Consider the following 23,381-nt stretch of genomic DNA (forward strand, 5'->3'; position numbering starts at 1 on the left):
GATTATTGTGTAATTTTTTTCGAATGCGGAGTTCAACATGCCAAAAATGAAAACCAAGAGCGGTGCTGCGAAGCGCTTCCTGAAGACAGCTTCGGGCTTCAAGCACAAGCACGCTTTCAAGAGCCACATCCTGACCAAAATGTCGACCAAGCGTAAGCGTCAACTGCGCGGTGCCAGCTTGCTGCACCCGTCCGACGTGGCAAAAGTCGAGCGCATGCTGCGCGTTCGTTAATTCTGGTTAAGATAGAGGAAGTTACTCATGGCTCGTGTTAAGCGCGGCGTTATCGCTCGTAAGCGTCACAAAAAAATTCTGAAACTGGCTAAAGGTTACTACGGTGCACGTTCGCGCGTATTCCGTGTAGCCAAGCAAGCGGTCATCAAGGCAGGCCAATACGCCTACCGCGACCGTCGCCAGAAGAAGCGTCAGTTCCGCGCACTGTGGATCGCTCGTATCAACGCCGGTGCCCGCACCAACGGTCTGTCCTACAGCCGTCTGATTGCTGGCCTGAAAAAGGCTTCGATCGAAATCGACCGTAAGGTTCTGGCCGATCTGGCAGTGAACGAAAAAGCGGCGTTTGCTGCGATTGTCGAGAAAGCTAAAGCCGTTCTGGCTTAAGTACCCGCGACAATCACCCGGCGGCGCTAGCGGCGCCGGGCATTGAACGTCATCGATAGGGGAAGAGCCTTCAAAGCTCTTCCCCTATTTTCGTATCTGGAGTCTGTACATGGAAAACCTGGATGCGCTGGTCTCCCAAGCCCTGGAGGCCGTGGAGCGCGCTGAAGACATCACTACCCTGGAACAGATCCGGGTCAATTATCTCGGCAAGAAAGGCGAGCTGACCCAGGTGATGAAGACCCTGGGCAACCTGCCAGCCGAAGAGCGGCCGAAAGTCGGCGCGCTGATCAACGACGCCAAAGAGCGCGTTACCGTTGTGCTCAATGCCCGCAAGGCCGCCTTTGAAGAAGCCGAGCTCAGCGCCCGCCTGGCTGCCGAATGCATTGACGTCACCCTGCCAGGCCGCGGCCAGGCCACCGGTGGCCTGCACCCGATCACCCGTACCCTCGAGCGCATCGAGCAGTTCTTCACCCACATTGGCTACGGCATTGCCGAAGGCCCAGAGGTCGAAGACGACTACCACAACTTCGAAGCGCTCAACATCCCCGGCCACCACCCGGCCCGGGCGATGCACGACACCTTCTACTTCAATGCCAACATGCTGCTGCGCACCCACACCTCGCCGGTGCAGGTGCGGACCATGGAGTCCACCCAGCCGCCAATCCGCATTGTCTGCCCGGGCCGCGTATACCGCTGCGACTCGGATATCACCCACTCGCCGATGTTCCACCAGGTCGAAGGCCTGCTGATCGATCGCGATATCAACTTCGCCGACCTCAAGGGCACCATCGAAGAATTCCTGCGCGTGTTCTTCGAAAAAGAACTGGCGGTGCGTTTCCGCCCATCGTTCTTCCCCTTCACCGAGCCGTCTGCCGAAGTCGACATCCAGTGTGTGATGTGTTCCGGCAACGGCTGCCGCGTGTGCAAGCAAACCGGCTGGCTGGAAGTGATGGGCTGCGGCATGGTGCACCCAAGCGTGCTGCGCATGTCCGGCATCGACCCTGAAGAGTTCCAGGGCTTCGCCTTCGGCATGGGCGCCGAGCGCCTGGCCATGCTGCGCTATGGCGTCAACGATTTGCGTCTGTTCTTCGACAACGACCTGCGGTTCCTGGCGCAATTCCGCTAGGCCCAATCGACGCAACTTTCAGGAGAACAGCATGAAATTCAGTGAACAGTGGCTGCGCGGTTGGGTAAACCCGCAAGTCTCCCGTGACGAACTGGTCGCCCGCCTGTCCATGGCCGGCCTCGAAGTCGACAGCGTTACCCCCGCTGCCGGCCAGTTCAGCGGCATCGTCGTGGGCGAAATCCTCGCCACCGAACAACACCCGGACGCCGACAAACTGCGCGTGTGCCAGGTGAGCAACGGCCAGGAAACCTTCCAGGTCGTGTGCGGCGCGCCTAACGCCCGCCCAGGCATCAAAGTGCCATTCGCCATGATCGGCGCCGAGCTGTCGGGCGACTTCAAGATCAAAAAGGCCAAGCTGCGCGGCGTCGAGTCCTTCGGCATGCTGTGCTCGGCTGCCGAGCTGGAAATCAGCGAAGAGAACGACGGCCTGCTGGAACTGGCCGCCGACGCCCCGGTAGGCGAAAACATTCGCACCTACCTGAGCCTGGACGACGCCAGCATCGAAATCGGCCTGACGCCGAACCGCGGTGACTGCCTGTCCATCGCCGGCCTGGCCCGCGACGTCAGCGCCCTGTACGACACCCCGGTCACCCGCCCGGTGGTGCCTGCCGTACAACCCGCCCACGACGAAGTGCGCCCGGTCGAAGTCAGCGCCCCGGCCGCCTGCCCACGCTACCTGGGTCGCGTTATCCGTAACGTCGACCTGAGCAAGCCGACCCCCCTGTGGATGGTCGAGCGCCTGCGCCGCAGTGACGTACGCAGCATCGACGCCGCCGTCGACATCACCAACTACCTGATGCTCGAACTCGGCCAGCCGATGCACGCCTTCGACCTGGCAGAAATCAACGGCGGCATTCGCGTACGCATGGCCGAAGAGGGCGAAAAACTCGTCCTGCTCGACGGCCAGGAAGTTGCCCTGCGCGCCGACACCCTGGTGATCGCCGACCACACCCGCGCCCTGGCCATCGCCGGCGTCATGGGTGGCGAGCACAGCGGTGTAAACACCGAAAAAACCCGCGACCTGTTCCTGGAAAGCGCCTTCTTCGAGCCGATTTCCGTTGCCGGTAAAGCCCGTTCCTACGGCCTGCACACCGATGCCTCGCACCGCTACGAGCGCGGCGTCGACTCGCAGCTGGCCCGCGAAGCCATGGAGCGCGCCACCCAGCTGCTGCTGGACATCGTCGGCGGCGAAGCCGGCCCGATCGTCGAAGCCGTCAGCGAACAGCACCTGCCGCACGTGGCCCCGGTCACCCTGCGCGCCGAACGCATCACCCAGATGCTCGGCATGGAAATGGACCCAGCCCAGGTCGAGCAACTGCTCAACGCCCTGGAACTGACCACCAGCAAAGATGGGGAAGGGCAGTGGACTGTTACCGTCCCGAGCCACCGCTTCGACATCAGCCTGGAAGTGGACCTGATCGAAGAGCTGGCCCGCCTGTACGGCTACAACAACCTGCCGGTCCGCTACCCGCAAGCCCGCCTGGCGCCACAGGGCAAGCCGGAAACCCGCGGTGACCTGCCGACCCTGCGCCGCCTGCTGGTTGCCCGCGGCTACCAGGAAGCCATCACCTACAGCTTCATCGACCCGAAACTGTTCGAACTGTTCAGCCCGGGCGTAGAACCACTGCTGCTGGCCAACCCCATCTCCAGCGACATGGCCGCCATGCGTGCCTCGCTGTGGCCAGGCCTGGTCAAAGCCCTGCAGCACAACCTGAACCGCCAGCAAGACCGCGTGCGCCTGTTCGAAAGCGGCCTGCGCTTCGTCGGCCAGCTGGGTGACCTGCAGCAGCAGCCAATGATCGCGGGCGTGATCACCGGCAGCCGCCTGCCAGAAGGCTGGGCCAACGGCCGCGACGGCGTCGATTTCTTCGACGTTAAAGCCGACGTCGAAGCCCTGCTGGGCTACTCCGGCGCCCTGAGCGACTTCACCTTCAGCGCCGGCAAGCACCCAGCCCTGCACCCCGGCCAAACCGCCGCCATCGAGCGCGACGGCAAACTGGTTGGCTACCTTGGCGCCATCCACCCAGAGCTGGCCAAAGCCCTGGGCCTGGACCGCCCGGTGTTCCTGTTCGAGCTGGTGCTGGGCGACGTGGTCGAAGGCCGCCTGCCGAAATTCAGCGAATTGTCCAAGTTCCCGGAAACCCGTCGTGACCTGGCGTTGATCGCAGGCCGTGATGTAGCAGCTAGCGCGGTGCTTGAATTAATTCGTGACAATGCAGGCGAATGGCTCACAGACCTCAGGCTGTTTGATGTCTACCAAGGTAAAGGCATTGATCCTGATAGAAAAAGCCTTGCCGTTGGCTTGACCTGGCAGCATCCATCGCGCACTCTTAACGACGATGAGGTGAACACTACCCTGCAAAACATCCTCACCTCGCTCGAACAAAGGTTGAACACCACGTTAAGGAAATAACGGCATGGGTGCTCTGACGAAAGCTGAGATGGCCGAAAGGCTGTACGAGGAGCTGGGGCTTAACAAGCGTGAGGCCAAGGAGCTGGTCGAGCTGTTTTTCGAAGAAATTCGGCACGCACTTGAAGAGAACGAGCAGGTCAAGCTGTCCGGTTTCGGCAACTTCGACCTTCGCGACAAACGCCAGCGGCCGGGCCGCAACCCCAAAACCGGGGAAGAGATCCCGATCACTGCACGGCGCGTCGTCACCTTTCGTCCAGGGCAGAAGTTGAAGGCCCGGGTTGAGGCCTATGCTGGAACCAAGCCATAACGACGAACTGCCCCCCATACCGGGCAAACGCTACTTCACCATTGGTGAAGTGAGTGAGCTTTGTGCGGTAAAACCGCATGTGCTGCGGTATTGGGAGCAGGAGTTCGACCAGCTTAACCCTGTGAAACGGCGGGGCAATCGGCGGTATTATCAGCGCCAAGACGTGCTGATGATCCGCCAGATTCGCGGCCTGCTGTATGACCAGGGGTTCACCATTGGCGGGGCGCGGCTGCGGCTCTCCAGTGATGAGGTTAAGGATGAGTCGAGCCAGTACAAGCAGCTGATTCGGCAGATGATTGTTGAATTGGAGGATGTGCTGGTGGTGTTGAAGAAGTGAGCCTGGGTTTTTCTGATGAATGGAAAATTTTTTGAGAAAAAGCTTTCATTTATCAGGGGGTTAGGGTACATTCTTCAGCGTTCTCGGCAAGATTGAGAACATGCTTCAAGCCCAGTCGGGGCGTAGCGCAGCCCGGTAGCGCACTTGCATGGGGTGCAAGGGGTCGAGTGTTCGAATCACTCCGTCCCGACCATTATTGAAAACGAAAAAGCCCAGTCGGTTACGACTGGGCTTTTTCGTGTGGGGAAGAATATGGCTCTTAAGGCGGTCCCGTGAGCCGGGGTAATTTGAAACTAGTCGGTATCTATCTGTTTTGGCTAGTAAATAATCGTCTGGACAACTTGCTTGGAATACCAGTTGGAACGCTGCGTGGCCTGGATTCCGATGGGCGGTGCTTTTTGAGAACCGTCCCAAAAACGAATAGCGGCCGAATCTATCAAGCCAATGGTCGCACTGTTGATTGTTGCCGCTACTACACGAGCTTTGTTTCCGTGGTTTTTCCGTTGATCGCTTCATGCATCGCTTGAGGTGAGTCGAAAACCTTAAATTCCTACTTCTGAGTCTCAAGGGGCGGGTTTGCCGTCGAGCGATGCCTAGCGTGACATCCAGCCATGCCAGGTAAATCAAAAAAAAAGCACCGGCTTGCCGACGTGGTAAGCCAACCGAGGTTCAGGGTTACTGACGAGAAAAAATCGGCCAACACAGAGAATTCCGACGGAACTGGTTTGCCACGGTCGGGCTGCCTCCGCGCGCTTGGTTTGAGCACGTCATTCCGGTCGGTCATTGAACTTGCCGCTGCGGCAGGTCAGGATCAACGACGACCTAGCGCGTTGCGCGACCGCAGAGGTTATGGCTTGCGTAGAATCGACGTGAATGGGTAAGTCCATCGATGTCGAAGGTGTGATGCTCGAGTTCCGAGAGCTGCAAGCTAGTATCGAGTGCAATTTTGCGTGGAAAAATGAGTCCGTCTGGGGAGCGTTAGACGAAACTCGGAGCGCTTCGATGATCTCAGGACTGCTCATCTGGAAGCGTTTTTTCAGCAATGTTGGTATGTCGATATGATCGGTCAAAAGCCGAACCTCGCAGGGACCCGGACCCGGACCCGGACCCGGACCCGGACCCGTGCTAGGGCTGCGGTGGCGGAAGCTAAAATCCTCGACGAGATTTTACGGCTATGAGGCCGATTATCCAACCTCATGGGGTGACGTACTGAGGCTAACCCCGGATAATCGCAGCCACAGAATGCTTCTGAGATGTGACAGCCTTTATGAGTACTAAAACCGACAGTCTGCTAGCTCAGCTGGATAACATGACCCCTTCCCAACTGCGGAGGTTGCTAGTGGAGCAGCTTACCCAAAAAAAGTTGGGTTTGAATTGGGAGTCGAACGCAATTGAGCGTGACGAGGCCTTGAATGCAAACATCGTGCTGCCGCGACTGGTTCTAGAAAATTCCCATTCGCTGGATAGTCCTGATGCTGAAGGGAACCTCATTATAGAAGGTGACAATTTTGACTCCCTGCGGCTTCTTCGCGCCACTCACAGAGGCAAAATACGCGTTATCTATATCGATCCGCCTTACAATACCGGCAATAAAGATTGGGTGTACAACGACCACTTCGTTGGTGCTAATGACCGGTATCGGCACTCTCAATGGCTAGAGTTTCTCTACCGCAGATTAACGCTCGCACGCGATCTACTGACTCCTGATGGGGTAATTTTAGTATCGATAAATGATGAAAATCGCTCACGCCTCGAACTACTAATGGAGCAGGTATTTCCGGGGCGCAGGCTCGGTAGCTTGGTGTGGCGTACTAAAGACACAGGTAATGACCTATCTCAACGCTTCAGTCACGTCCATGAGCACATTTTGGTATATGCAAATTCAAGATTTCGGTTTAATGGTCGAAAAACCGACCGATCTAAATTCCGAAACACTGATAATGACGAGCGTGGAGATTGGTCGCCACAACCGATGACTTCTAACAAAAGTCTTAACGAGCGCGCTAATACTTATTATCCAATTCAAAATCCAGACACTGGTTATTGGTATCCTTGTGACCCCAATAGCGTTTGGCGATTTGCGTCCGAGAATGAAATTAGGAAACGGTATCCCGATGACGAAGCTGCTGTGCAGTCAGCACTTGAGTCTCTTCGCAGCGATACTATTGAAACTCTAATTTCCAAACGTCACATTTATTTCCCGCCATGTGCTGAGAAAGATGTGCTGTTTTACCGGAATAAAGACGCGCTTGTAAAAGCCATACGCGAAGGTAGAGGTCCAATTCTTCCAAAGAAGAAGACCCCGCTTTTGAGGGAAGACCTTCCTGATTTGGAGTTTTGGATTGGAAAGCCTATTGCGCCTGGGCGGCCTTCGCGTAAAGAATTCTGGGATGCAAAACCAGAGGAAGAACGCATTGCTCCGTTGAGCAGTTGGATTGGGGGGGTCAACGAAGTTCTTGACCCACTGTTAGACGATGATGATCTGATGGAGCCGTTGGCTCTACGTAGTCCAAGAGGTGGCATAGCTACCGACGAGATCAAAAACTGGTTGGGAGCGAAGGTATTTCAGCATCCGAAGCCGGTTGAGCTGATAAAAAACCTGCTTTCGCAAGCGACCAGGCCGGGTGACATCGTGCTAGATTTTTTTGCCGGTTCTGGCACAACGGCGCAAGCTGTTTTGGCGCTCAATGCCGAAGACGGAGGCGCGCGACGTTTCATCTTGTGTTCAAGCACCGAAGCTACCTCGAAGGAACCGGACAAGAACCTATGCCGGGACGTTTGTGCAAAGCGCTTAAGACGAGTGATCACTGGGTTTGGCAAACAGGGCGCCTTACCAGGGGGATTCGCTTATCTTCAGTTGGACAAAATGGACAGCGCAGATGTGCCTTTTGAAAGCAGACCCGCACATGCTGCCCAGCTTCTGTCCTTACGTTATTGCCAAAAAGCATCTACTGGGACCCTCGATAATTCCATCCTACAGTTAGCATTTGATGGCGAGCTCGCGGTACTGCTTGTTGCGCAAGTTGACGATGAAGTTCTGCAACGGCTGGCTGAATGGCCTGCTCGCCGTCTTGCTGTGTATTCAGGTCGTCCTGATAGCGTGGCTGATCATTTAGCTAGACACGGCAAATCAGCCAATAGTTACAGTCTGCTGGACGCACTACTTCGCGGACAGACTACCCAACGAGTTTCATGACATGGCCGACATAACAATTTCGATGCAAGCGCTAATCACCACCGCGCAAGGTCCGCTGCTGGAACCGGAGACATTCCAAAGCACCTTGATCAATAATATGACGAAGACGTTACTTCACAGTTGTAGAGCGCCTTGCCTGCTTCGGGCGCCTACAGGCTCGGGGAAGACGTTCATGTTGGCAAGGGTGCTGGCAGACGTGAGTGCCGATACGCCTACAGTGTGGTTTTGGTTCGTTCCCTTCGTGACACTGGTGGCTCAAACCCTCGATGCACTGAAGAGTAACGCAAGCGATCTGACGCCTACGACGTTGGCTATAGGACGTAATCAGCAACCTGATGAAGGACTGGTTATGATCGCTACAACGCAGGCTGTAGCGAAATCGCAATGGCGAGTCAAAGGCTATGATGCGGACGGTGACGATGACACCCGAACGATAGCTGAATGGGTCAAATTGGCCCGAGAACGAAGCTATGCCATTGGTATGGTGGTGGACGAAGCCCATATCGCATTGGATAAAGCTACTGAGTTTGGCAAATTTGCCCAGTGGCTAAATCCGGACTTTTTGCTGATGGCAACTGCTACGCCGAAAGATCAACGCATATTGGATTTTCTCGATAGCGCTGGCAAATCAGATTTTGAGTCGTTTGCCGTCAGCCGTGATGACGTTGTAGATGCACGGTTAAACAAGCGATACATCGAAGCCGTCATCTACGACCTCGTTCAGAGTGTGCAGAGCGTTGCTGACCTAAAACGTACCGTGCTGCGTCAAGCTTGGAAACGAAATCAACAGCTTAAGCAACGTCTAGCCGATGCTGGAATTCCGCTAACGCCATTGATGCTTGTGCAGGTCGCGAACGGTAACAAAACCGTGGAAGAAGCTGAACAGGATCTGATACAACTTTGCAAGGTGCCTCCTGGAGCAATCGGGAAACATTCATCCGATGACCCGGATCCGGTTTTGATGGCTGCGATAGCCAACGATAGCTCCAAAGAAGTCCTTATTTTCAAGCAGTCGGCTGGCACTGGTTTTGATGCTCCTCGAGCCTTCATCCTTGCATCAACAAAGCCGGTCAACGACCCTGATTTTGCTATGCAATTCATTGGTCGCGTTATGCGCGTATCGTTGGCTATACGCAATGCGTATCCTGACAAAACAATTGCGATGCCTGAAGCTTTCGATACTGCATATGTGTACCTGGCAGATGCTACTGCGCAGAAGGGTTTTGAAAAAGCGGTATATGCCACAAGTTTGGTGCAAAGCCAATTGCAGGGGCAAACTGAGAAATTGCAGCAACGGCGAACCGCAGGTGGTGCAATCGTCCTAACGAATAAGCAAACCTCTCAATTTCCACTAACCTACAATGCTCAGGCCCCACTTAAAACAGAGTTTGTGAAGCCGGAAAAAACACAACCTGTTAGTTGTCCAGTGACTACTGGTCCACAGACTGAAATGTTCGGGATTATGGAGGTGGGCGATTCTGATGAATGGCAGGGTGGGCTTTCAATCACTGGTGCCTCCGCCCTAGTAACTCCCAAGACCCAGCCCCAAACACATGCAGAATTGATGAAGCGTTTGGCACAGGGCGAAATTCGCATCTACGCTCGCCGTTCTGATCTTACAACCTTGCCTGTGGCATTGCCAGCAGAACGAAAGCCTCAATTCACCGATATGTCGTTATTGTCTCGAGGCATCGCCGCAAAACTTGAAATACCTAGTTTGCTTGCTGATAATGCAATCAGAGTTGCTCGTAATCAGTTGAAAGATACAGAGCGACGTACCGAGCTAACTTCAGGTAATTTTCAAGACGAGAAGGTTTTGATTGTCACAGACCGAAATGCTTTAGCTAAAGAAGCTCGCGCAGTGCTATCCAAGCTCCCTCAAGTTGAAGAGGAAGATATTCGTGAGATTTTAACGGTTTTGGCGGCAAGGCTTCTACCGGTTCTGCGATCAAAATTTGAAGATTTTGATCCTGAAAAAATACCCGATGATAATATCTTGCAACGTATGGCTCGTGATGCTGCCAACTGGGTGGCCAAGCAGCAAGCAGACAAACTCGAAGAAGAGCTGTATGCGGAAATAGCGTTGCAAGCAGAATCCTTCATCGCAGATCCCCTCCCAGACGCTATGGCATTCGCCGCCGCGCTACCTTTGAGTAAGTCTAGTCGAAACATATACGGGGTATTTCCACCGACACAGGATGAAGTGCCGCAGATCTCTCAGCACATTTTTGCAGATGACCGTTATTTGCTCAAAGATAGGACGTGGTCTTTTGAGGGTGGAAGTTTTAAGATTGGGCAGTACGACTCTACGGCAGCTTTAAATAAAGAAGAGATGAGTTTTGCGCGCGCCCTTGATAAGAGTGACTTCGTTTCCTGGTGGCATCGTAATCCTGATCGTAAGCCGTATTCCGTAAAACTTGTTCGAGGGGAGCATAAAAATAATTTCTACCCAGATTTTGTAGTTTGTTTGTCCCATTATCCAGGCGATACACCGATTCTTCGATTGGTAGAAACAAAACATGATAGTAAAGACGCAGCGCGAAAAGCAAAACATGTACCTGCTTTTTATGGTAAAGTTTTGTTTTTAACCAAGGACCAAAATCGTCTTAAGTGGGTTAATGAAGACGGTTCGCTGGGCAGTGACGTGGATTTAGAGGACTTGGTGAGCCTACGTGAATGGATGCGAGCGTCTAGGCCGGAGCAGAAGGCTTTGATTTAAGCTTAATTATGAACGTTCCCATTTAATGCTGGAGTGATAGAGGTGCCAAACATTGCGCCTCTATCACGCTATTGAAGACCGTAGAATGATTGTGCTCAATTATGATCGAAGATTGTAGTCGAGATGCTTTCGGAGAGATACATTATTGACCATCAAATGATGGTCAACGCGCTAACGGTACCACCACGATGGGGAGCACTTTTGATTGGTGGTCAGAATAGTAGTAAGGCTTGTAAGAGATAAATCGCATGACGAGTCTATGGCCGAATATTTCCGTTCGAGTCCACGTCGTCCGCCAAGGACGTAATTTTCAGGATGGCCAGGCTCTGACGAGCACGAAGAGCAGCTATCAAAGTCTCTCCGATCCATGATTCACTACCGCCTATAATAGCGCTCAAGGAATGCTCCGTGACCATCAAAACCGATGTTTGGACCGTTGGCTCTGCACCAAAAAAGCTGTACCAAAGCCAATTGCCAAGTGAGCAGCTTTTAGAGGAAATGATCGTCAACTCGCCGAGTATTCTGTCTGAAGAGTGGATGCTCATAGGGCGGCAGGAGCTTACAGATGCAGGTGGGCGTATTGACCTGCTAGCTGTCGCTCCTGACGGCAGCCTTGTTCTGATTGAGCTCAAACGAGACCGTACGCCTCGCGAGGTGGTTGCTCAAACACTCGATTACGCGGCCTGGGTAGATGGCCTGACGGAAAGCGATATCGCTGCGATTTATCAACGTTTCCGTCCAGGGCAAAGCCTCTCTGACGACTTCCAAACACGTTTCGGCCGTGCGCTGGATGACGATGAGCTGAATGCCAGCCATCAGTTGATAATCGTCGCCACAGAGTTGGATGCGAGTAGCGAGCGGATCGTGCAATACCTCAGCAAGCGCGACATTCCGATCAACGTGCTCTGCTTCCAGGTCTTTCAGGCAGGTGAGCAACAATTGCTGAGTAGGTCCTGGTTGCTCGATCCAGTGCAGACCCAAGTGAATGCCGCGTCTGCCAGCCAAGGTCTGAGTGAGCCTTGGAATGGCGAGTTTTACTGCTCGTTTGTAGACTCGGATTCACGCTCATGGGCCGATGCTGTGGAGTTCGGGTTCATATCAGGCGGTGGAGGGGCCTGGTACAGCAAGACGCTCCAGCTGTTGTCCGCGGAGGATCGTGTGTGGATCAATATTTCCCAGCAAGGTTATGTGGGGGTTGGTCGCGTGCTTGGCCCTGCTGTCGCAGCAAATGAATTCATGGTGATGAAAAATGGCGAGGAGCGGCCGGTAATGCAGGTCGCGGTCCGCGCCAACTATCACGCCGAATTCATTGATGACCCTGAGCACTGCGAATATTTCGTCCCGATCCGGTGGCTACAAACCGTTCCGGTTAGCCTAGCCGTTCGTGAGATTGGAATGTTCGGGAATCAGAATACGGTTTGCCGGCCCAAGACGCCGAAGTGGAGAGCAACTATCGAGCGGTTGAAGGAGCGCTTCCCTCATTTCGATGATATGGCCGCTGGAGAGGTTGTGTAGTGGCGGCCAAGCTTTGGGCTCGACTCGCGCTCAGCGCATCATCCCCAGCTTAGCATCATCCAGCAGCGCTTTACCTAGCGCGCAGAGATATTGCCCAGCCCATATCATCGCTGGCTTACTCTAGCAACCCCTCTACGGGCAGGTCTTGAGCGTACCCACAAGCTCTGAGGCCTGTTCCCGAGCCCGCTCGCAGAGGATATCGGGTTCGGTATAAAACTGTGGTTAAGTTCAGTTTTTACCTTGATAGAGCACGGTTTCACCGACCGTGCATGTGATGTCGCCAGTGGGCATTGATCAATCCCCTTGGTTGAAAAGCTTGAGAAAATTTGGGCCACAAGCTGACACCCTTTACGACCACTCCTGCGTAATGGCCAAACACTCCCACCAGTGTGCCCCAGGAAAGCGAGCAAAGCCGGCAAATCCGGAGCACTTTGTCACTGGCCGTGGGGCGGCAACTGCGGTCGCCCCTGACTCTTCGGATGGCGATTGGCCTGAGTGTTCGGCGCCACCAGGCGGTAGCGAGCCTAACTTAAACGCTGGTAATGACTCGCACATCCGAGCCGGAAACGCTCTTGATGTACGCGTAGCTGGTGCCCAGCACGGCCAACTGATCAGCTGAAACTTTGCCTGCCGAAATGCCGGGTTGAACGATCACAAAGCGGAACACCATCTCATGGTCGTGGCACTTATTGCGTAGTAGCTCCAGATTCATGGGATCCCCCTTGAGGATCCTGTCGAAGCCTTTGGGTAACGACTGCTGGTAGCGGTGCAACAATCGGTTGAAGAACTTTTCTTCCGTGTGCAACCACTTCACCGAGCGTGATGCCTGGCCGCAGACCTCGTAGACGTCGGAAACGCGCGCACCCGGCCGCGCCTCGCCATCTTGCTGAGGGCAATACTTGCAGTGGTACAGGTCGACAAAGATGGCGTCCTTGCTTTCCTTGATCGCCACCAGATCGGCGATCTCACCGGCGCCATCATCGTTGAAAATGAACGTGTAATCGTCCTCGATTCGGCTATAGGTGAATCCTTGAACGGTGTCCGGGTTGCGGTCCGCCCGCATCGACTCGCTGTGAATCTGAGTCGTGCCCCAATCCCAGGCTTCGATCAGGGCGACCGGCAGCTTCAGGTCCAAACTGTTAGGGGAGAAGTAGCGGTAATTGCCTTCGACCATCGAACCGTCGACGGCCAGCAACACCAACGGGTTGGTATCCAGGTACTGCTCGAACGAGCCCTCTTCAGCGAAGACGATCTTGACCCCCGGGCAGGAAAATTTGTAGCCGTCATCCAACAGCCGGATCGTGATATCAGGCAGTTGGCGCTCCGTGCCATCGATTGCCGTTGCGCTGATGGGCACCGCCAGCGTCAGTGCATCGATTCGCCGAGGCTTGCCCAGTTCGACATCCAGCAGGTTGAACACCTCAGCCAGGTACGCCAACGAGATCTTCTGTTCATTTTCGATCAGGATCGACGCAGGCCAATCGGAATAGAACAGGCCCTCGGGCCACGCCCGTTCGATCTTTTCCGAGCGAATCACATCCTTTAAAACGTCAGAGGGGTTGATCGTCGCGTCGTTGAGCTTCTGCGAGGCACGCTTGCACCACTCGATCCAGTCGTTGATGCTTGACGCGTTCATCTCCCAGATCTTTCCCTTGTGCGAACAGCCAACGGTGGTGCGCTGGCCATCCTCGTAGCCGGTTGCGAAGATGTTGGACTTCCTCGCCGTGCCGTTCTCGATTTCACTGATGACGGTATTGATGTCGCGCCCGACATGCATGGTGAAGCGCAGATCCTTGCGCATGCGCGACAGCCCCACGTTCTGCAGCTTCATAAGTTTGATGCCGTGCAGGGTGCGGAAGGTCGGCTCGCCGCTGATGCGTCGGGCATCCTTGGCGATCAGGCTCAGGAACCGGTTGGTTTGCGATTCATCCCCGGAAGAGTGGACGAACAGCGTCTTGTCGGGCGCATGGTAGTACGCCAGGTAGAGGATCCAGTTGGTGTCCATAATCGTCGACGTTTGCGCCCAGCCGACAGGCGTTTCGCGCCGCGTTACCATGATGATGGTGTCGGCCTCGTCGTTGATGGACAGGAGCTGCAGCGGCTCTTTCTTTTGCGAGAAGTGCTTGGCCTTCTCGGGTCGCCAGTCGTCACGCTCCACGTGGTAGGCGATCGCACTGATCTTGGGGTTGGGGTTCAAGCCGAAAATGTTCTCGGCATCGGCATCCTCAGGAAACTGTTCGGTGAACGTTTCTTTCTCGATCTCGCGGGCGATCTTGTCCTGGCTGACATCGCGGATCACCGCACTCCAGTCGGCACTTTCCTTGTACAGCACCGCCATCTGGTAGTCGACTTTCTGGTTGGCGATGTTCGAGACGAACTTGGCGTCACCGAGCGTATCATCGACTCGTGTCAGGCGACCGATAAACTGCAGGGTGACGGCGGGACTGCGGTGCTGGTCGTGGATAGCCGCAATCTTCAGCTCCGGTAAGTCGAAGCCTTCCCCCAGCATGTCCACACAGACGATAATCTTGTATTTCTTCTCGACGATTTCGCCCAGCAGTTTGGCCCGATTCGGTACCTTGCTGTGGATGAGGATGGGCGAAAGATCCTCATGCTGTTTGTACAATTCAAACAGTGCAGCGGCACGTTTCTGTGACCGTGCACGCACCATCAGCAGGTGGTTGAATCCTTGCGCGCGGTCGTTTCGCAACAGCTCGACTGCCTTGTCAGCCACCACCTGGTCAGCCAGTTCCAAGTTGTACTCGCGCACCGGATGGAACTCGATCGCCTTGAAGTAGCCATCGATCTGGGCATCCTTCAGCGGGTAGTTGTAGATGATCTTGCCATCCAGCGGCTGGTTGTCCTCACGGAACGGCGTGGCCGTGAACTGGAGACAGGGCTTATCCTTGAACGCGGTTTTCACCCGTTCCCAGGTCAGGGCGGCCACGTGGTGCGCCTCATCAATGACCAGGTGGCTGCACAGCGCGGCCAAGGCGTCCAAGGCCGGCTGGTCGAAGCGTTGCAGCGCTTGCGGCGTGGCAACGATGACGTTGGCCTCGGCTAGCTGTTGGACCCCGTCAGCCGAAAGGCCTGAACCGATCGCCTGCACCACTGGGTTGAGTGCGGTGACCGAAACGGCACCAATCTCCCGTAGCTTCTTCAGCTCAAGGCATTTCTCAACCAGCTGCGAACGCAACGGGTCGGAAGGCACCAGCACCAGGGTCCTGGGCAACCGCCCTGCGACCAGCAGCCCGAGCATGGTGTCGGTTTTCCCGGTACCGGTCGGCATCACGATCGTGGCGGTCGTGGCGGGTGCCATCACCAAGTGCCCTAGGGCGGCGTACAGCGCGGCCAGTTGCGGCTTGCGCAACCCCGGCGTCTGGGTATCCCGGACGGCTAGATTGAAATTGAACAGATGTTGCTGCCAGCTGCGATAGACGTCTGCGTACTTCCCTGCTTCAACGGCCATTACGGGTACCAGGTGGAGGATGAGGATTAGCCTTGCCTAGCTAATGGCCACATGCTACCAGCGAAGCGCTGGTAGGGTGTAGTCCTGCCAGCCGCAACCGGTCTCACTCAGCGATTGAACTCCCATCTTTTCTGTAAACGGCGAGCTAGCAGCCGCACGGTCAGCAAATAGTAATACCGTGTCGAATCGCTGCATTGATTTAGGCTGTGCTCAAGAAACCAAGCCACGTGTTTTTTCTGCCAAGCCCAAGGCGTCTTTCGATGCCAACGCTCTGAAATTTCTGCTTGGATGATTTTCGCCTGGCGTATATGACGTTGTCGTGTGGCGTGCGACCCGCTCAGCATGCCAGCCAAGAACAACTCCATATCGAATGGCTTGCTCATGACCGTCCTCCAATGTAGGCCGCGACCACATCGATGCGACCGTGCCCCAGCTCATAGCTGATTTGCCTTCTGGCCTCACGATCAAGGTGCCTATCTACCTGGCAACATTGGCCGCCACTGATTGGCGCAGGGTGTTGGGTGATCTGCTCGTAGCGCTCACATGCGTACGCCGCTCGTAGCTCATGGAAGCCTTTGAGGTTCTGTGCATGCAGGATGTCCCGTGCCGGGCGGACGATCTTCTGCAGAACGTCAAAGTAGCTTTCGTGTGGCGCAATTAGGTTGCGGCTGCCCTCAGGCGACACCCGCTCTGCAAATCTAAGCGCACCTAAAACATGCTCATCCATCGAAATCCAACGTGGTGCCGAGGCGCCGGCGCGGCCGCCTTTGGTGCCATCCTGAATGTTAATCCTGCCTAGGTACTTAGCCTCACGGCTTAGCCGTGGCAGGTCAGCCAAGATGGCCTCGCGCAAGCGCATGCCGGTGGCTCGCGCCAACGAAACAATCGCGGCGGCCCGTAGCTGATGTTGGCTGCAAAGCGCATAAACGATCTGCTCAACCTGTTCACGATCTTGGCCCTGCGGCACCGACAGTCGGACCTCGCTACGCTGCATACCCAACGCCTTGCTCGGGCTGGGCAATTTCACGTACTGATCACCGCGAAGCGCCGCCATGGTCCTGTTAACGCTGGATAGGCGGTTTTGTGCGGTGCTAACAGCAAGGTCACCGCGCCTAACCACGTCGCGTAGATACGCCGCATAGTCCGCCAACACCTCCCGATCAATCTGCCGCGCATCATTGATACCCGGCCCCTGTTCTGAGCGGCACCATTTGACGAATGCCTGCCACCGATCACAGTGTGCTTTGACCGTGCCGTAATGACCGCCACCGAACATGTCTTTCAGCGCTTGCGGCCCTGCGTAGCTCAATTGCCTGCCGTAACCAAAATTACGACCATCGCGTCTACCCACCAATGCCATGTCAGTCACCTCATCATCCGATCTCCGATCCTCGCCCCACATCATCCCGCCAAGAATGCTGAGTGTTATCAGGGATCAAGGCCCCTGCGACCTGTGGGGAATGTCCTCTACGCTGGACTGGCGGCTCCTTACGACCGGGAGCAAGGGAATCTCATGATCTGGCCTCCTGAGCACCGTTACCGGTGGGCGGGTGGAGGCAGCATTGGCTGACGAAACCAGCGCCGCGAGATCCTGAGTTGGGTGAAGGCAGCGATGTGATGACCGGGGCATGCCTGACTGTCAGCCAGGTGCAGTCCATTCCTTGGTCTGCGGCACCATCATCTACAGCGCTGTTGCTGGTGACCTCGGCGTTTGTCACGCCGATTGTCACGAGTGGAGTTGCCGCAAAGCCAAGTGCGATGAGGGCTGCAGCAGTGTTAGAAGCGCCCGTCTCTTTCCAGAAGAAAGAGACGGGCGCAGGTTGGCGCAAGATTCGGCCAAGCGGATAGGTTGCTGCAGGGCAGCGAAGTAGGAAGTGTTTTCTGGCGCACGAGGGCCATGATTTAAAGTAGGCATCCATCACCGGGGAGGTGACCGGGCGAGCTACCGGATGCGAATCGCCATTTGGGGGGAGAACCACCGCGAGAGCGGCGTGACCTTCAAGGTTCTGGTCACCTGGGTGCTGTCATCGACAGCGCTTGCACGAGCAGTTCTACGCCTGTGGATAAACCCGGTCAAGGTCCGAAATTCAGCGCTCTTGGGGATGTGAAAAGCGGTTATCCATCGCTGGAATTCCGTGGTAAATCCCGGACAACGTCGTGGCTTTTAGCTCTTCAAAGTAAGGTCCATCCAAACAGGGCGGCTTTGCAGCCCTGTTTGGATGGACCCGCGCAGAGAAGCGGATAAGCGAGGCTGCTCGCCCTGAATCTTGAACGCTCAGTTGCTGCTGCCTTTATTGCGCCTGCATAGCGCTAGCGTATCGGCACCACGTTCTTGTCTCTGACTTGGCCGTACGCTGAAGCGAGCAGGCTGCCAGTTGCTGCTTTCTGGATGTACTCACTCCACCAAGCCATCATCGGGCGCCGGCGCTCGATGTAGTCGGCCCGGTTGTAAGCGCTGCGCACCTCATCCTTGTCGACATGCGCTAGGGCGACCTCAATGAGTTCCGGGTCCCACCCATGTTCATTCAAGATAGTGCTGGCCATCGAGCGCATACCGTGGCTGACCAACCGATCCTGGAACCCCATGCGTTTCAACGCCATGTTGGCAGTCTGACTATTGGCGTGGGTGCGCGGATTTCTATCGGCCGGGAAGATGTATTCGCGATGGCCGCTGTGAGTCTTCAGTGATTCCAACAGGGCGATAGCGTGATCACTCAACGGGATGCTATGTGGGCGGCGCTTCTTCATCCGCTCCGCAGGGATAGTCCAAACGCGCCTTTCAAAGTCGATGTCTGCCCAGCGAGTAGTTGCCGCCTCGGCGGGGCGAGTCATCGTGTGCAGCTGCCATTCGATCAGGCAGCGGGTGGTGCGTTTGATGCTGGCGTTCGCGATCTCCAGCATGAGTTCGGGGAGTTCTTCGGGCGGAAGCGCAGCCATGTTCTCTTTCTTGGGCTTCTTGAATACTGCCCGAATGCCGGTGAGCGGGTTGGCGAAGATCAGGCCGGAGTTTACGCCGTAGGTCATGATCTCGTTTAGCCGCTGGCTAAGACGCTTGACCGTCTCCAGGCTGCCTTTCGCTTCGATTGGGCGAAGCAGTCCGATCACCATCGGCGCGGTGATTTTGGTGAGTGGTGTCGTCTTCAAATCGGGGAACACGTGCAGCGTGAGCGACCGCCAAATGTCCTCGGCGTAGGCCGGGGTGACCGAGTCTTTCTTGAGCTCGAACCAGGCGCTGGCCACGTTCTCGAAGGTGTGTTCCGTTTCTGCGCGCTTGGCTTCATTCAGCGTATTGCGCTGCACCTTGGGATCTATGCCCTGGGCGAGCAGTTCGCGCGCTTCGACTGCCATCTTTCGTGCATTCGCCAGTGACAGTTCGGGGTAGGTCCCGAAGCCGATGTTGATGCGCTTTTTGGTCACCGGTTCGCGGTAGTTGAAATTCCACAGCAACGAGCCGTTGCTGCGTACGCGGAGCTGCAAACCGTCACCGTCCGTGAGGACATAATCCTTGGACGCGGGTTTGACTCCCTTGAGCTGTCGATCGGAGAGGCGGAGGTTTTGAGCAGGCATGAGATTGTCCTCAAGCACTGATTAGGTATTCCAAAGATTAGCACCGGGTGAGCTGGAATACCGCCTGGAATACCCGAATGGCTGGAACTCAAAAACTCTTGAAAGACCGCAAAAGCGCTGGAAGCCGCGTATTTACTGGATCGCAGGCACAAAAAAAGACGTCCGTGGACGTCTTTGATTGATCATTTGATGGAGTCGGGGGGATCTGAACCCGCGTCCGCAATACATCCGCGCATTGCTAAATTACTGCGTGTGAGCCGCGGAGACGGCATCTGCATTGCCCACGATCGACCGCTACCAACATCCTTTACCTAGGCCATGGCCAGTCACAAAATGTTGAAGGACTAGGTCCATTTTCACTTCGCTGTAGGAAATTTCCTCTTTTTTGGTAGGCTCTTGGGACCTACGGAGAGAAAATTTCATGCCCGTCATCATCGTTGAGAATGATATATCCCAGTGGGAAGACGAGACAGGCGCTGTGTATCACTTCCCCAAACGCTACAAAGCGTTGCTCGTTCAGGGAACGGAAGTGATCTACTACAAAGGCCGCATAAAGGACAAAGCCTTTACATCCGCGCGCCTCAGCAACGCGCCGCATTATTTTGGCAAGGCACGCATCGGTAAGGTCTACGCGGACTCAAAGAGTGATAAGGGTGATCTCTACGCGTTCATCGAAAGCTTTACGCCGTTTGAAAGCGCTGTCCTTTCCAAAAACGACGGGGTGTACCTGGAGACTATTCCCGCTACTCGCGCCAAAAATTACTGGCGTGACGGGGTTCGGCCCATCTCTCAGGCCGATTACGACGCCATCTTAAGCTATGCGAGGCTCTCACCTTTGCAGGGTGAAGCGGTCGTTTCGAGCACGGAAGATGATGCATACATCTTTGAATCGTTCAGTGAGGGCAGCAAGACAAGCTACTTCGGAACCCGCTACGAGCGCCGGAAAGACCTCAGGATAAAGGCCATTGCCTTCCACGGGCTTGACTGCAAGGCATGTGGGTTTGATTTCGAACAGGCTTACGGTGAGCATGCGAAGGGCTTCATTCACGTTCACCACGTAGTACCGATTTCGGAATATGGTGGGGAGCAAACCGTGAACCCTGAGACAGATTTGGTGACGTTGTGCGCCAACTGTCATGCGGTGGTACACCGCAAGCGAGACATGACTCTGAGCGTTGACGAGTTGAAAGGTATGCTACGAGGGCGATGGGTCAACGATTCGGTGTAGGGAAGAAAGCAGCGGGATCGCCTCCGAGACCAGGATTTGATTTTGGTCTCGAAGACATCCGTGGAAGAATTGGTGAGTCAGCGCATCATTCCCAGCTCGGCATCATCCATAAGCGCTTTCGCCATGGCGCAGAGGTAGTGCGATGCCCAGATAAGCTGCGGCTTGTCGTCCATCAGACCGTCCAGGGTCATATCCCGTGCATAGCCCATTAGCTCCGAGGCTTGTTCACGGGCGCTCTGGCAAGGAATGCCGGCTTCGATGCGGAAGAGGGGATGGGTTTGGTTTGCCCCTTGGTAAAACGTAGTTTTGCCAACGGTGAATTTAGTTTCTTCTGTAGACATTATTCAATCTCCCCGAAATCTCAAATACCTGGGCTGGCGTCAAAGCCAGCAATCCCCCACAGCCGCTCACAAGCCCGAAGTCCTGCGACATAGGTCAGCTCACTGTCGGGGGCCTGGCTTGCCGGTGATGGGCCATGCCCAGGCGACACAATCAGTAAGGCCTCAGTGCGAAGTCCTGGGCTCGGTGGGTACCTGAAGCTGAACCAGCGCGGACTCAAGCAAAGCGCGCAGCGTTTCCAGTTCATGCATCGAGGTCATCATCAGAATCGACACAGGTGACTTGGGCTGCAGCAGCATTGCCTGACGCACAACGGTCGCCGCGCATAGCGCGTATTCCGTTGCCTGGATCAAGGTGTCTTCAAGGCAGAGAGTTTTGTGGGGTGGATCAGGAACGATCTTCAGCATCATTTGGTCCTCAATGGAGCGACCATCGCTTGCTGTCAAACAAGTGGTGGCAGCCGTGTATGGGTTGACAGACCGGTGAAGACCAAACCGGCGCACACGAGGTGCCCCACACACAGCCGCCATAGGCAAAGCCGCGTGTTTGGTCGTCAATCAGCCTGTCAAAGCTAGTCGATGATATGCAACGACGAACCGAGACTAAAACGCTGAAAAGTCGACCGCAACGAAAATCAGGCGCAGGGAGTATCTTTGGGAAATGCCCTACAAGGAAGTTCTTTTTTCTGATTCTTTCCCAGCGTTTGCCGCCAAATTCTGCAGCGTTCGCTGCTCGGCTAACGCTTCAAACCTCTCAAAAAGCGAACCCCCCACCCATCCCTGTATCCAGGCGTGTCCCGATGATGTCAAACAGTCACCATGGACTTCCGCCCCCCAGCCCCCGAAACTGCCCCTCACGCCCCCAGACCAAGGCAGGTCATGACCAACCTCAACCGCGCCACCTCCCTCCTGCTGTTGCTGGCCACAGCCTCACTCACCGCCTGTATCCCCTGGAAACGCGAGCGCCCCGCCTACGCGGATCTCTGCGAATCCGAGTTCCAGTTCAAAGTGCCAGGCCCGCAGGGCGAAACCACTTTCTACCTGGAAACCTACCTCTACGACTACGCCGCCCACTGGCGCGAGGAGCGCTACGAACAAGGCCTGCATGTGCAGTACCCAGGCGAGAAATACCCGCGGCCGGAGTTCTACGTGCAGATGATCGCCTACAACAAAGACCGCCAGCGCCCGTCGACCGACTCCAACCGTGGCCAGCCGCCGATCCCGGTGCTGTACGACAGCCGCCAGGCTTACATCACTTTTGGAGACGGCTCGCGCCTGACTGCGCGGCCCGAGGTGTATGTGGGCCTTAACGATGTCTACGACTATCCCTCTGTGGATGAGCGGGCTGCCAGGCCATCGCCGTACAACATCAACAGCGATGAAGTGCACCGGATGATTCCCAAGCTCACCAATAACAAGCGCTACGGCTCGGCTTATGTGATCTTCCAGACGGACAAGCTGAACGCTGATTCCAAGTGGACCATTCACCTAGGGAGTCTGCAGGTGCAGGGGCGCAAGGTAGAGGTTCCGCCGCTGCAGCTGTGCTATCACCCGGTAAAGAAATGGATTGGCATTGAGCCGCTGATGAAGCCTTGATGCGTGGGGTTGAGGGTGGTGAGTGCCTTTCGGGGGTCTCTGGGGAGCTAGGCGCGGTGGTTTGATGGCTGCTCGCATTGCTTTCCTTTGAGTTTCCCCGCTGGCATGGAGATTTTCTTCACTGGGCAGTGAAAATCTTCAGATTTGCCAACAATGCAGATTTTTTCTTGAGTTTGGCCTGGGTGAACTTGGTCTGGATAGCAGGGGACCGCTTTGCGGTCCGTTCGCGACGCAAGGCCGCTCCTACACGGGTGCGCGCATGCTTCATGGCGGGTGTTTGAAATGCAGCCTGCAAGGAAGGGGGGATCTAGCTTCTTTATTCGGGCCATTTCCGGCCGGCCGAAAGATAAATCGCAGGCAAAAGAAAGCCCGCCGAAGCGGGCAAGGTCTATCACGTAGGGATGGCGCGATTGTCGCTTAAGCTTTGTGAAAAGCAGGTGAAAGAAAAGTCTTCAGGTTGTGATCATGCTGATCGCAAATGCGGAAATGCGCACTTCAAGCCATGCCGGGCTCCGGCAATGCTCGTCACTTCACTATCGCTTAGAGCGCTGAAACCGGCTGACTACGATCTGCACGGTGGCTGCCACCAGGCAAAGCAGGCCGATCTTCCAGCTGCCCTGCAGCCCAAAGTTGTCGGCTATCGTTCCGACAATCAGGACGGTGAAGAAGATGGCGAATGGCAGGATCAATTTGTTCATCGGGGCTTCCAGCAGGCTGCATTGGCCTGGGTAGCGCGCAGCGTACCCGGCAGAAGTGAGCGCGGATCATAGCAGACCCCATTTCTGCGTAGGGCATGTGTGCATGCCTCGAGATGTTGGGTGCTTGTGAGATAGAGCGCCGCCCGCGCGGCGCTTCGCGGCGCAAGGCCGCTTGTATGGTGATACTTGAAGGGGTGGTGGGACGAAAAAGCCGATTCTGACTGTTCACAGCAGTACAGACCGTGGGAGATATCGC

18 protein-coding genes, 1 tRNA gene and 2 pseudogenes are annotated in these 23,381 nt (G+C 55.7%); 12 read left to right on the forward strand and 9 right to left on the reverse strand.

From position 1 onward, the window contains the following. Positions 1–37: 37 nt before the first annotated feature. The 7 genes from rpmI (at position 38) to ACIP02_RS26920 (ending at position 4,992) form a co-directional block, all read left to right on the forward strand. Positions 38–232 (forward strand): 50S ribosomal protein L35, encoded by a 195-nt coding sequence (gene rpmI, locus ACIP02_RS26890; protein ID WP_003250667.1) that lies wholly within the window; start codon positions 38–40, stop codon positions 230–232. 27 nt (positions 233–259) lie between these two features. Continuing rightward, positions 260–616, forward strand: a complete 357-nt coding sequence (gene rplT / locus ACIP02_RS26895) for a 50S ribosomal protein L20 (protein ID WP_003250671.1) — start codon at positions 260–262, stop codon at positions 614–616. Positions 617–725: 109 nt separating this feature from the next. Further along, a complete protein-coding gene (pheS, locus tag ACIP02_RS26900) occupies positions 726–1,742 on the forward strand; it encodes a phenylalanine--tRNA ligase subunit alpha (protein WP_201204625.1) in 1,017 nt (338 codons plus the stop codon). A gap of 31 nt (positions 1,743–1,773) precedes the next feature. After that, entirely contained in the window at positions 1,774–4,155 is a 2,382-nt protein-coding gene (gene pheT / locus ACIP02_RS26905) for a phenylalanine--tRNA ligase subunit beta (protein WP_400622797.1), read from the forward strand. Positions 4,156–4,159: 4 nt separating this feature from the next. After that, positions 4,160–4,462 (forward strand): integration host factor subunit alpha, encoded by a 303-nt coding sequence (ihfA, locus tag ACIP02_RS26910; protein WP_003250679.1) that lies wholly within the window; start codon positions 4,160–4,162, stop codon positions 4,460–4,462. After that, positions 4,443–4,799, forward strand: a complete 357-nt coding sequence (locus ACIP02_RS26915) for a MerR family transcriptional regulator (RefSeq protein WP_201204621.1) — start codon at positions 4,443–4,445, stop codon at positions 4,797–4,799. Before ihfA ends, ACIP02_RS26915 begins: the two co-directional genes overlap by 20 nt. A gap of 116 nt (positions 4,800–4,915) precedes the next feature. Then, positions 4,916–4,992 (forward strand) — tRNA-Pro (locus ACIP02_RS26920). Positions 4,993–5,266: 274 nt separating this feature from the next. On the opposite strand, the pseudogene ACIP02_RS26925 reads toward ACIP02_RS26920, so the two are convergent. Then, positions 5,267–5,420: pseudogene (locus ACIP02_RS26925) on the reverse strand (DNA/RNA helicase domain-containing protein); the annotation flags it as partial. A gap of 718 nt (positions 5,421–6,138) precedes the next feature. Between ACIP02_RS26925 and ACIP02_RS26930 the strand changes: the two are divergent. The 3 genes from ACIP02_RS26930 to ACIP02_RS26940 all read left to right on the forward strand — a co-directional run bounded on the left by ACIP02_RS26930 (position 6,139) and on the right by ACIP02_RS26940 (position 12,229). Continuing rightward, positions 6,139–7,995 carry a site-specific DNA-methyltransferase gene (locus tag ACIP02_RS26930; protein ID WP_400622800.1) on the forward strand — a complete coding sequence of 619 codons (1,857 nt, stop codon included), beginning with the start codon at positions 6,139–6,141 and terminating at the stop codon, positions 7,993–7,995. Between the two features lies 1 nt (position 7,996). Beyond that, positions 7,997–10,714, forward strand: coding sequence for a DEAD/DEAH box helicase (locus tag ACIP02_RS26935; protein WP_400622802.1), 2,718 nt, complete (start codon positions 7,997–7,999; stop codon positions 10,712–10,714). Positions 10,715–11,122: 408 nt separating this feature from the next. Further along, positions 11,123–12,229, forward strand: coding sequence for an endonuclease NucS domain-containing protein (locus ACIP02_RS26940; RefSeq protein WP_400622804.1), 1,107 nt, complete (start codon positions 11,123–11,125; stop codon positions 12,227–12,229). Positions 12,230–12,259: 30 nt separating this feature from the next. On the opposite strand, the pseudogene ACIP02_RS26945 reads toward ACIP02_RS26940, so the two are convergent. From ACIP02_RS26945 to ACIP02_RS26965, 5 genes and pseudogenes are all read right to left on the reverse strand, one after another. Continuing rightward, positions 12,260–12,520, reverse strand: a pseudogene (locus ACIP02_RS26945) (DUF3077 domain-containing protein). Between the two features lie 238 nt (positions 12,521–12,758). After that, on the reverse strand, positions 12,759–15,698 hold the full coding sequence (locus tag ACIP02_RS26950; protein ID WP_400622805.1) for a DEAD/DEAH box helicase: 2,940 nt from the start codon (positions 15,696–15,698) through the stop codon (positions 12,759–12,761). 107 nt (positions 15,699–15,805) lie between these two features. After that, positions 15,806–16,081: a hypothetical protein gene (locus ACIP02_RS26955; RefSeq protein ID WP_400622807.1), complete on the reverse strand. Its 276-nt coding sequence runs from the start codon at positions 16,079–16,081 to the stop codon at positions 15,806–15,808. Next, on the reverse strand, positions 16,078–17,058 hold the full coding sequence (locus ACIP02_RS26960) for an integrase domain-containing protein (RefSeq protein ID WP_400622809.1): 981 nt from the start codon (positions 17,056–17,058) through the stop codon (positions 16,078–16,080). Before ACIP02_RS26960 ends, ACIP02_RS26955 begins: the two co-directional genes overlap by 4 nt. 950 nt (positions 17,059–18,008) lie before the next feature. Continuing rightward, entirely contained in the window at positions 18,009–19,265 is a 1,257-nt protein-coding gene (locus ACIP02_RS26965) for an integrase domain-containing protein (RefSeq protein ID WP_400622811.1), read from the reverse strand. A 421-nt stretch (positions 19,266–19,686) separates the two neighbouring features. Here ACIP02_RS26965 and ACIP02_RS26970 point away from each other — a divergent pair, with 421 nt between their 5' ends. Beyond that, positions 19,687–20,493 carry an HNH endonuclease gene (locus ACIP02_RS26970; protein ID WP_400622812.1) on the forward strand — a complete coding sequence of 269 codons (807 nt, stop codon included), beginning with the start codon at positions 19,687–19,689 and terminating at the stop codon, positions 20,491–20,493. A 77-nt stretch (positions 20,494–20,570) separates the two neighbouring features. Here ACIP02_RS26970 and ACIP02_RS26975 read toward each other — a convergent pair whose 3' ends face one another. Together ACIP02_RS26975 and ACIP02_RS26980 are read right to left on the reverse strand one after the other, a co-directional pair. Further along, entirely contained in the window at positions 20,571–20,834 is a 264-nt protein-coding gene (locus tag ACIP02_RS26975) for a DUF3077 domain-containing protein (protein ID WP_400622814.1), read from the reverse strand. Between the two features lie 162 nt (positions 20,835–20,996). Continuing rightward, positions 20,997–21,239 (reverse strand): hypothetical protein, encoded by a 243-nt coding sequence (locus tag ACIP02_RS26980; protein WP_400622817.1) that lies wholly within the window; start codon positions 21,237–21,239, stop codon positions 20,997–20,999. A 471-nt stretch (positions 21,240–21,710) separates the two neighbouring features. Here ACIP02_RS26980 and ACIP02_RS26985 point away from each other — a divergent pair, with 471 nt between their 5' ends. Next, a complete protein-coding gene (locus ACIP02_RS26985; RefSeq protein ID WP_400622815.1) occupies positions 21,711–22,427 on the forward strand; it encodes a hypothetical protein in 717 nt (238 codons plus the stop codon). A 533-nt stretch (positions 22,428–22,960) separates the two neighbouring features. Here ACIP02_RS26985 and ACIP02_RS26990 read toward each other — a convergent pair. Next, entirely contained in the window at positions 22,961–23,125 is a 165-nt protein-coding gene (locus ACIP02_RS26990; protein ID WP_201204593.1) for a hypothetical protein, read from the reverse strand. Between the last annotated feature and the right edge of the window lie 256 nt (positions 23,126–23,381).

It is taken from the genome of Pseudomonas sp. NPDC089408 (assembly GCF_044749445.1).
GTDB lineage: Bacteria > Pseudomonadota > Gammaproteobacteria > Pseudomonadales > Pseudomonadaceae > Aquipseudomonas.

Excerpts from the sequence above, each read along its gene's own strand:
- ACIP02_RS26980 (WP_400622817.1), bottom strand. The coding sequence starts at position 21,239 with ATGCTGAAGATCGTTCCTGATCCACCCCACAAAACTCTCTGCCTTGAA.
- ACIP02_RS26960 (WP_400622809.1), bottom strand. The coding sequence starts at position 17,058 with ATGGCATTGGTGGGTAGACGCGATGGTCGTAATTTTGGTTACGGCAGG.
- ACIP02_RS26970 (WP_400622812.1), top strand. The coding sequence starts at position 19,687 with ATGCCCGTCATCATCGTTGAGAATGATATATCCCAGTGGGAAGACGAG.
- ACIP02_RS26955 (WP_400622807.1), bottom strand. The coding sequence starts at position 16,081 with ATGAGCAAGCCATTCGATATGGAGTTGTTCTTGGCTGGCATGCTGAGC.
- ACIP02_RS26950 (WP_400622805.1), bottom strand. The coding sequence starts at position 15,698 with ATGGCCGTTGAAGCAGGGAAGTACGCAGACGTCTATCGCAGCTGGCAG.
- ACIP02_RS26990 (WP_201204593.1), bottom strand. The coding sequence starts at position 23,125 with ATGAACAAATTGATCCTGCCATTCGCCATCTTCTTCACCGTCCTGATT.
- ACIP02_RS26915 (WP_201204621.1), top strand. The coding sequence starts at position 4,443 with ATGCTGGAACCAAGCCATAACGACGAACTGCCCCCCATACCGGGCAAA.
- ACIP02_RS26935 (WP_400622802.1), top strand. The coding sequence starts at position 7,997 with ATGGCCGACATAACAATTTCGATGCAAGCGCTAATCACCACCGCGCAA.
- rplT (WP_003250671.1), top strand. The coding sequence starts at position 260 with ATGGCTCGTGTTAAGCGCGGCGTTATCGCTCGTAAGCGTCACAAAAAA.
- ACIP02_RS26965 (WP_400622811.1), bottom strand. The coding sequence starts at position 19,265 with ATGCCTGCTCAAAACCTCCGCCTCTCCGATCGACAGCTCAAGGGAGTC.
- pheS (WP_201204625.1), top strand. The coding sequence starts at position 726 with ATGGAAAACCTGGATGCGCTGGTCTCCCAAGCCCTGGAGGCCGTGGAG.
- ACIP02_RS26975 (WP_400622814.1), bottom strand. The coding sequence starts at position 20,834 with ATGTCTACAGAAGAAACTAAATTCACCGTTGGCAAAACTACGTTTTAC.
- ihfA (WP_003250679.1), top strand. The coding sequence starts at position 4,160 with ATGGGTGCTCTGACGAAAGCTGAGATGGCCGAAAGGCTGTACGAGGAG.
- rpmI (WP_003250667.1), top strand. The coding sequence starts at position 38 with ATGCCAAAAATGAAAACCAAGAGCGGTGCTGCGAAGCGCTTCCTGAAG.
- ACIP02_RS26985 (WP_400622815.1), top strand. The coding sequence starts at position 21,711 with ATGACCAACCTCAACCGCGCCACCTCCCTCCTGCTGTTGCTGGCCACA.
- pheT (WP_400622797.1), top strand. The coding sequence starts at position 1,774 with ATGAAATTCAGTGAACAGTGGCTGCGCGGTTGGGTAAACCCGCAAGTC.